Genomic DNA, 8,218 nt, shown 5'->3' with positions numbered 1-8,218 from the left:
GGGCGCGTGATTACTGAGCCTGAGCTTTCAGAGGCATTTGCGCGATATCTGGAGAATCCAGGAGCCGCCAGTCTTACTGGAAAAAAAGACTTTCTACTAAACCTTCGTCACCTATCTGGTTCGATGCTCACGCGATTAGTAGTAAGCGAAAATCAGCCTTTTGTTCGGTTATTTAACCCGTCTTTGGGTGACTTCGTACTCAACAGATATGCCAGTAACACTCCTGTTTTACGGCAGTGCTTTGGTAGCCTGAAGACACAATCCTCATTGAAGACGCTGAAGGATATGCAGGATAACAAGATAATCAGTGCTGGCGTGGCGACCGAAGTGATAGGTCATATCTTTTTATCCGTTTTAGATGTTAATTTCCTTGGGTCTAATGCCGAATTTGTAGCTCAATTATGTATTTCAAGGTCTGAGCTTGGTAAAAAATTTAACTTGTCAGACCAAAGTCTTTTAAAAGCGATTAATTTCATTTGTGGCGAGAAGTGTTGCCGATCCTTCTTGGCATCGGCACGAGTAATTTTATGGGCACTGCGCAGTGGCAGTGTTGATAAAATAACTGTGGAAGCGTTCTTGGCTGGAGCCTTTGCCAACGACCCAAGTTATGACGAATTACTGATTTTAAGTCAGCTTGTCAAATGCTATGAAGTTGAAGAGCATCAATCGCTTTACGATGCATATGACCAAGTCGTCATGGATTACCTGATCGCATCAGTTGAAGATGAGTTTCCAGATGCAGAGGTATTTTCTGATGGTGGTTCGCAATCAGCAGCTCGCAGAAAATTTGTGGAGCTAATGGATGAAAAGGCTGTCGAGTTGGGTGCAAATGATTCATCTGGTGTGGCTGATGGTGTTGTAGACTTAGTTGATGTAGATAGATTCTACGATAAATATTTTAATGAACCAGAGCATGAACCAGATTATGAGTCTTATAAAGATCAACGCGTGAGTTTGTCCGAGCGATTATTTAGTGCTATCGATCCAATTGACGATTTGTTTTCGCGTGATTAAAGCATTCATCCTGGAAGCATTTTGCGGATGAATAATATGGTGGATTTCATTCGCCCTAGGTTTCCAAGCGCATTCAAGGTCTTCATTAGGCCGACTGCTATCTGTCACGAATGGCAGCTAATGGCCGATTCTGTTGAAAAAGTGGCTCCCCTGTCCTGCCTGCGGCAAAAATCTCTGCATTGGCCGGCGGGGGATCAAACAGCATGATGGGACAGTTATCGAGTGGGCAGGAGCGACTGTTTTACGCGTTCAAAAAACCGCCAGTTTTCTGAGCTGTTCGAATAGCTGACAATATTGAGCTTGCCCGTATGAATTGCTGACGCCGTATTTGGGCGCATCAGATTGCGGTCGTCCAGACGGCGCGGTGAATAATCATCGGCTGCGAACACACTGATTCATCTAGAGCCACATAGGGATGGTTGATGCCATGATAAGCGCTCCGAGTGAGCTGTTTACGATTCGCCAGTGTGCCGGCTTTTTAATCCGTCGAGCCAGTTCGCGCCCGGCGTAACACCAGATTGATAGTGATGCCAGCGCAGCAATACCGAAGCTCAAACCCATCACTAATGCCATTTGGCCCGGACTACTGGCCAAGTTGGCGTACGCGGCCGCAGCCGCGGCGGTCATGGCCCAACCTTTTGGATTATGCCAAAGCATCCACAGCCCTGCGATATAGCCAGTTGGGTGCATCGCTTTCATGTCGGTGCCGGGCGCAGGTGCGCCGGCGACCTTCCAAGCGAGCCAGAGCAAATATAGCGTGCCCGCAGTTTTCAACATCAAAGGGAATAACGGGTCGAAGATTAGTACGTTCGTCAAGCCAAAGGAGGCGCCCGCTGCCATTGATGCCAATCCTGTTGCGATTCCTAGAATCAAGGGTATCGAGTTGCGGAATCCGAAATGGGCTCCGGACGCGGTTGCCAGCGTTGTTGCGCCGCCGGGAGTTATCGTTGCGGCGACCGTAAACAAGGCCAATGGCCAGAAACTGTCGATATTCATAAGTCGCTCAACCACCCGAAAAAGATCAAGCTTAATGTCGACTTTTCCATTAGGGTAACGAAGGATGTTAAATCGTATCATTAGCTAACGTAATGCCATCATGCCTCGTGATCTCGACATAAGCCTTCTTCGTACCTTTGTTGTCGTCCATGACCGCGGCAACATGACGGCTGCCGCCCGTGTTCTGCATTTGACCCAAGGAGCAATCAGTCAACACGTCAAACGTCTCGAATCCCTATTCGATGCTCCTCTGTTCCGTCGTGAGCACCGCCAGCTGAGCCTAACGGGCGCAGGTGATCGCTTGTTAGCAAAGGCCAGAGCGCTTCTGGTGCTGAACGATGAATTGTGGGCCGAAATGTCCAAGAAGACGATTAGCGGCCCGGTGCGCTTCGGGGTTCCATACGACCTGATGGGGCAGGAGTTAGCGTCTGCTTTGAAGGCTTATCAAATCGCTTGGCCGCATGCTGACGTTTTGCTCACATGTGCAGCGTCCGACAAGCTGGTGATAGCGCTGGAGCGGGGCGAAATTGATCTTGCGCTGGTCGAAGAGCCCGTAGTTCATACGCGTGCGAGCTTCTTCAAGGTGCAATGTCTGAGCATCGAGCGCCTGGTATGGGTTGGGGCTTCGGGCGGAAGCTCATTCAAGAAGCAGCCATTGCCCGTGTCGCTGGTGGCAGAGAGTTGTTCCTTCCGCCCCGCAATCGTTTCGGCCTTGGAAGAGCAGGGCCGAGCATGGCGCACCGTTTACGAATCGGGGAGTATCGAGGCGACCCGCGCAACGGTTAAAGCGGATCTGGCGGTGACCGCGTGGCTCGCGTTCACCGTGCCGCAAGACTTACAGATTTTATCGGTAGAGAGTGGATTACCGGAGCTCCCGCCATTTGCGATCAATCTGTATCAGAGGTCTGACGAAACTGCGCTGGCGACGCTACAGCTTGCTTCGTTAGTCGGCCGGGTGTTCGGAGGCTAATAGGAAGTGTTCGCTTGCGGCCGATTTCTGTCTTTCGCCACGGTCAGCTATGGATCCAGGCTATGTGAAAACGAACTGAGTACGTCGATAGCGCGAATTGCCCTTGTCAGTTAGATAAATGTTCGTAAATGCGGTTGGGGTCGCGCCAGCGGCCCAAACCGCCGATCACGCAGCTGATTCACGTCCTGATCGCCTCAAGCAAATCCTGCGATGCCGAAGATGTTCATCATTCGCTTGAGGTTATAGGCGAGCGCAAGAAGGCTCATCTCGGTGCTTACCCGCGGAAGTGATTTGGCCTGGCCGCAGGGTAATGATTTAATCTACCTTCCAACTGTCTGATATTCTCTGTATGCCGCACTCCTTCAATCCCATGAGGCTGTAATGAAAGGAAAACGTAAAGTAAAAACGACCAAGTGGTTTTTGAGAGATCAGTACAAAACTGAAGCCAAACTTTTGCTGATTAACAGATCCCAAAAGGCCCATAGATTTTTGGATATTGCTTTGCAGTCAGGGGTGGACCTAGAGCCTATTGGAAGGCTGGCGGGCATTTAATATGTAATGGATGGCATATTTTTAAGTTTCTTAGGGAGGGCATATTTTCATGTTGCTACTTTTTGGGGCTTTTAAGGTTTTCAGTTTTTAACTGGGTTAAGCTTTCAAGTTCAATCGCTACTTTGGCCAGTAGTTCCGCTGCGGATTCTGGACCCATAGTTTCGTATGCTGCAGTAAGTAGGGTAATTGGATGAAGCTCTAGTTTTTTAGCAATCTCGGCAATTTTTGGAAGCGTGGGTGACTTTAATCCACTCTCAAGCTCACTGATAAAACCCTGATTGGTTCCAATTGCACCTTGGGGAAGACCTTTGATTCGCCGAATGGATCTGACCGTTTCGCCAAATGATTCTCTGAGTTCCATTTGCTTACCCGCAAAAGGAACTATAAGGCCTTGCTTGAGCAAAAATCTCTATACGCTATAGAGATATTTGCGTGTGAGAATGGCAGAGCGCGGAGGGGACTTACGCCACAGCACTTTCCGATCGGGGACTTAACCAATCTGCCCGAAAAATCCAGGAATCACCTGTTCTGCAAGACAGAAAAGTGGTTCTGGAGTGTGTACCTGAAGGTGCTGTGTGGAGTACAGAATCCTTGATTTTTTTTTCTTCCGCAGATCGAGTTCGCCAATTTTGTAGACTGATTCCTTCGTGCGATACACGATACTACTTTCGGGCGTCTCCAGTCCGTTGTAGCTGGTCACGCTGAGGAGCTCTGCCATGATCCAGTGGCTTTTCCCACTGATTAAAGGAGGACACATCATATGGATGTGTTTAATTTCAACGCCCTTAACAGTGAGTAGGTAGTGATGCAGTGTGTAGGCACACCTCAGTAACGCTGCTCGGCTGACCTCTCCCGTCTGTAGCGAGGTTATAGTTGCAACGAAGCAGGGACCATCGATTTCGGCATGGGACCAAGTCCGTACTTTTTTCTCTATAGGGTCGTAAACGAGCATCACTCATAGCTCCAGAAATCTAGCTTGCGGATAACCAAACTGAACGCGTATTCTACAATATATGCTATAGAGATAATTTAGTTGGTTTGACCGTTCGTCGCGAGCATTAACGATTGAACTACGTACTTGTATGGAGTGATGGCTATTTGTTGCGCATCCCTTTATCGAGGTGCGTTAAACAGTGCAGCATTGTGTAATATCGAACAGCAGCCCAGGGCGCGGACTTTCTGCGAATATCAAAGTCTTACGGGATAGTATTGAATAGTTCAAGCTGCTCACGTAGATCGGGTGACTGAGTCAGACAACGCAATTTAGTGTGGCAGTTATGGTTTCAGGCAGAGGTGGTCGTATTGTACTTAGGCGTCAGGGCTATCGCGACATCGATGACCGCGACGGTTAGCTCTCACCCAAGGCTTGAACCCAATTTTGCAAGGATTTCTGGCGGAGGCAAGCGATAATGTCTCCACTGCCGTCAGTGGTGTTGTGACATTTTAAGTGCCCATTGTAATAGGCGGGTTATGCGTCGGAGGGCGACCATCCAACACTTGCATTCCCGTTCAACGGTTGCGTTTATACCCTTTATGCAGAAAAGCCACCTTTTCCCTAGGGCTTAGGTGGCTTTTTACATTTTCTGCACTGAGTTGGTGCTGTCTATCCAGCTTTAGTGAAAAAAGTCCAGACCTGGCTGAAAAATAAGGATTGATAAAATCAATCCCAGCTCAACGCCCCACCAGTCTGATACTCAATAACCCGAGTCTCAAAGAAATTCTTCTCTTTCTTCAAGTCCATAATCTCGCTCATCCAAGGGAACGGGTTAGTCGTCCTTGGATACTCTTCTTTAAGACCGATCTGCGACAAACGACGGTTAGCGATGAACTTCAGATAGTCCTCCATCATCGCCGCATTCATGCCCAACACCCCACGAGGCATGGTATCCCGAGCGTATTCAATCTCCAGCTGAGTCCCCTGCAGAATCATCTGCGAAGCCTCTTCCTTCATTTCAGCATCCCACAAGTGCGGGTTTTCGATTTTGATCTGGTTGATCACGTCGATGCCGAAGTTCAGGTGCATGGATTCGTCGCGCAGGATGTACTGGAACTGCTCGGCGACGCCGGTCATTTTGTTGCGGCGGCCCATGGAGAGGATCTGGGTGAAGCCGCAGTAGAAGAAGATGCCTTCCAGAACGCAGTAGTAGGCGATCAGGTTGCGCAGCAGTTCTTTGTCGGTTTCGACGGTGCCGGTTTCGAACTTCGGATCGGAGATCGAACGGGTGTATTTGAGGCCCCAGGTGGCTTTTTTCGCGACCGATGGGATCTCGTGGTACATGTTGAAGATCTCGCCTTCATCCATGGCCAGCGATTCGATGCAGTACTGGTAGGCGTGGGTGTGGATCGCCTCTTCGAACGCCTGGCGCAGGATGTACTGGCGGCATTCCGGGTTGGTGATCAGGCGGTACACGGCCAGGACCAGGTTGTTGGCAACCAGGGAGTCGGCGGTGGAGAAGAAGCCGAGGTTGCGCATCACGATGCGGCGCTCGTCGTCGGTCAGGCCTTCCGGGTCTTTCCAGAGGGCGATGTCGGCGGTCATGTTGACTTCTTGCGGCATCCAGTGGTTTGCGCAACCGTCCAGATACTTCTGCCAGGCCCAGTCGTACTTGAACGGTACGAGTTGGTTGAGGTCGGCGCGGCAGTTGATCATGCGCTTTTCGTCGACGGCGACGCGGGCGGAGGCGCCTTCGAGTTCGGCAAGGCCTTCGGCGATGTCGAGGTTGTCCAGGGCTGCTTTGGCACGGGCGATGGCGGCAGAGTCGTTCGCGGTGACGGCGCGAGCTTCTTGAGCGGCGACACCACCAGCGGTGTCGAGTCGGTCCATGTTGGCTTCAGTCGCGTGGCCGGCGTTGGCGCCTTTTACCACGGTCTCGCCGCTGTCTTCTTTGTCGAATTCGTCCCAGCTCAGCATGACGTGTCGTCTCCTGCGTGAGGGCCAGATGCCCGTGTGAAAACTGATTGGTTGTTTTTCACACGGCCGTACTGGCCGCGTTGGATAGCGTTTTTTGCAGCGGTACACGCAGGCAAATAAACATAATTTTGTACGGGGTTCCGAGAGCCTCTGAGGGGCGCAGAAATCGGTGAGGACTTCGGCGTGGGCTTCAGACTGGCTGTTATCCCTGTAAGGGAATATTGCAGGCCCGTTTAAGCCGGCATTATAGGGAAATTTTTACGGTCGTGGTGGGGCGAATCCGCGCATGGAGCGGTCGAGAAGGCGGGTTTTTCGGTCGGAGCGAGGGTTTACAGGGCTTTGGCTGGAGATCGCGGGTTAAGATTTTTTTTCTTAAAATTTGAAGCACTACTTTTTTGTTCAAAAAATAGGCAGAAAAAGCGGTTTTTCACTACATGTTGTGTTTTGAGTCGGTTTTCGGTGGTTCAAGACACAACTAAGCCCGACCGAAGCCGGGCTGTAAAGTCACGCTGGATGATCAGCTCAGGCGTGCTGCACCGACGTGATCGGCGCCATCGGCAGCGACTTTGGCCGCACCGGTGTGATCGAAGCCGTCAGCGGCGACTTTAGCGGCACCTGTGTGATCAAAGCCATCCGAAGCCAGCTTGCCGGCACCGACGTGATCGGCACCATCGGCGGCGAAGGAAGCCGAACCGGTATGGTCGTAGCCGTCAGAAGCGACAGCCGCTTGAGTGGTGTAGGCAGCGGAGCCCGTGCGGTCGAAACCGTCAGCAGCGAACGTGTTGGCAGCCAGGACGGAGAGGGTCAGGGCGAGGATCAGTTTGGTTTTCATGGTAGTGGCTCCAGGTTCGTTGGCGTTTTGTGCCTTGGGTATGGAATGAATGCTACGCCAACTAATTTGATTAAAAAGCGCAAATAAATGCTCAAGTTAATCGTATTTATCGATATGTACGGTTCGGCGCTGCATCTGCCTTGAAAGGGCGGGGCGGATGGGTCGAACCGTTAAAGGCGGGCGGGTGATCAGCCGTTTGTGCAGCCGTTGCCCATGATGCTGTAGCGCAGAATGTGGCGTTGACCTTGGGAGTCGTCGTATTCCATTTTCACCGGAACAACTTCGCACACATTGGGGACTTCACTCATGGAGATAACTTTGGCGACGTCCAGGTGAGTCGAGTAAGTGTATTCCTCGATGGCTGGTTTCTGCTGTGCGACATCAGTCGGGACCTCGTCTGCCATGGCGGTTGCGCACAGGCTGCTGAGGGCCAGAACTAATAAAGCTTTCATTTCAGATTTACCTTTTAGAGGTCGAATGGGGTCACGCAACCTTGTTGGGGTTGCGTGTGGAGCTTGATTAAAGAGTCTTGGATTAACGGCCTTCGTGGGGGCTGCAACTTGGTTAATCACGTTGCCTTGTTGGCGAGACGGATTTTAGGCGTGGGGTGTGCATTCATATAGGTGGGGTTTTGATAAACACCTTTGACAGATTTCGTAACAATCAGCGGATAAGGTGGTAGGAAGGAGTAAATGGCGGTTTCGGCGGTGGGGTTTTTCAGGGGGACCGCGTTATCGTTCTTCGCGGGCAAGCCACGCTCCCACAGGGTTTGCGTGAAGTTCGGAGGTGTGTTTTGGGCTTATCACGGTAATTTGTAGGGGCTTGTTACTACCATCGTCGAATGGTTCTATAGGCCCGGCCCGGCTACAACTGGAGCCATACAAAAACAACTATTCCACCGAGGTAAGAAAGATGAGTGCGGCTTCTCTGTATCCCGTTCGTC

9 protein-coding genes and 1 pseudogene are annotated in these 8,218 nt (G+C 51.0%); 3 read left to right on the top strand and 7 right to left on the bottom strand.

The genetic code is table 11. The annotated features are described in order from the left end of the window. A pseudogene (locus K0F88_RS31750) lies at positions 1-1,014 on the top strand (hypothetical protein); the annotation flags it as partial. Between the two features lie 399 nt (positions 1,015-1,413). On the opposite strand, the gene K0F88_RS31745 reads toward K0F88_RS31750, so the two are convergent. Further along, complete coding sequence (locus K0F88_RS31745) at positions 1,414-2,010, bottom strand: LysE family translocator (RefSeq protein ID WP_219097844.1); 597 nt, start codon at positions 2,008-2,010, stop codon at positions 1,414-1,416. A gap of 100 nt (positions 2,011-2,110) precedes the next feature. Here K0F88_RS31745 and K0F88_RS31740 point away from each other — a divergent pair, with 100 nt between their 5' ends. Beyond that, the gene (locus tag K0F88_RS31740) at positions 2,111-2,980 is read left to right on the top strand and encodes a LysR family transcriptional regulator (RefSeq protein WP_219097843.1); all 870 of its coding nucleotides are present in this window, start codon (positions 2,111-2,113) and stop codon (positions 2,978-2,980) included. Between the two features lie 381 nt (positions 2,981-3,361). Continuing rightward, complete coding sequence (locus K0F88_RS31735) at positions 3,362-3,532, top strand: hypothetical protein (RefSeq protein ID WP_219097842.1); 171 nt, start codon at positions 3,362-3,364, stop codon at positions 3,530-3,532. Between the two features lie 55 nt (positions 3,533-3,587). On the opposite strand, the gene K0F88_RS31730 is transcribed toward K0F88_RS31735, so the two are convergent. From K0F88_RS31730 to K0F88_RS31705, 6 genes are all read right to left on the bottom strand, one after another. Beyond that, positions 3,588-3,893 carry a helix-turn-helix domain-containing protein gene (locus K0F88_RS31730; RefSeq protein WP_219097841.1) on the bottom strand — a complete coding sequence of 102 codons (306 nt, stop codon included), beginning with the start codon at positions 3,891-3,893 and terminating at the stop codon, positions 3,588-3,590. Positions 3,894-4,022: 129 nt separating this feature from the next. After that, positions 4,023-4,484 (bottom strand): hypothetical protein, encoded by a 462-nt coding sequence (locus K0F88_RS31725; RefSeq protein ID WP_219097840.1) that lies wholly within the window; start codon positions 4,482-4,484, stop codon positions 4,023-4,025. Between the two features lie 708 nt (positions 4,485-5,192). Further along, complete coding sequence (locus tag K0F88_RS31720) at positions 5,193-6,443, bottom strand: ribonucleotide-diphosphate reductase subunit beta (protein WP_219097839.1); 1,251 nt, start codon at positions 6,441-6,443, stop codon at positions 5,193-5,195. Between the two features lie 517 nt (positions 6,444-6,960). Continuing rightward, positions 6,961-7,275 (bottom strand): hypothetical protein, encoded by a 315-nt coding sequence (locus K0F88_RS31715; RefSeq protein ID WP_219097838.1) that lies wholly within the window; start codon positions 7,273-7,275, stop codon positions 6,961-6,963. Between the two features lie 188 nt (positions 7,276-7,463). Next, a complete protein-coding gene (locus K0F88_RS31710; protein WP_094471096.1) occupies positions 7,464-7,727 on the bottom strand; it encodes a DUF2790 domain-containing protein in 264 nt (87 codons plus the stop codon). 116 nt (positions 7,728-7,843) lie between these two features. After that, positions 7,844-8,026: a hypothetical protein gene (locus K0F88_RS31705; protein WP_141213503.1), complete on the bottom strand. Its 183-nt coding sequence runs from the start codon at positions 8,024-8,026 to the stop codon at positions 7,844-7,846. Between the last annotated feature and the right edge of the window lie 192 nt (positions 8,027-8,218).

The sequence above is a fragment of the Pseudomonas sp. UMAB-40 genome (assembly GCF_900095275.1).
In the GTDB taxonomy this organism is placed as follows: domain Bacteria; phylum Pseudomonadota; class Gammaproteobacteria; order Pseudomonadales; family Pseudomonadaceae; genus Aquipseudomonas; species Aquipseudomonas mandelii_B.
Note: the sequence above shows the minus strand (reverse complement) of the source record. Positions and strands in the feature narration are given on the sequence as shown.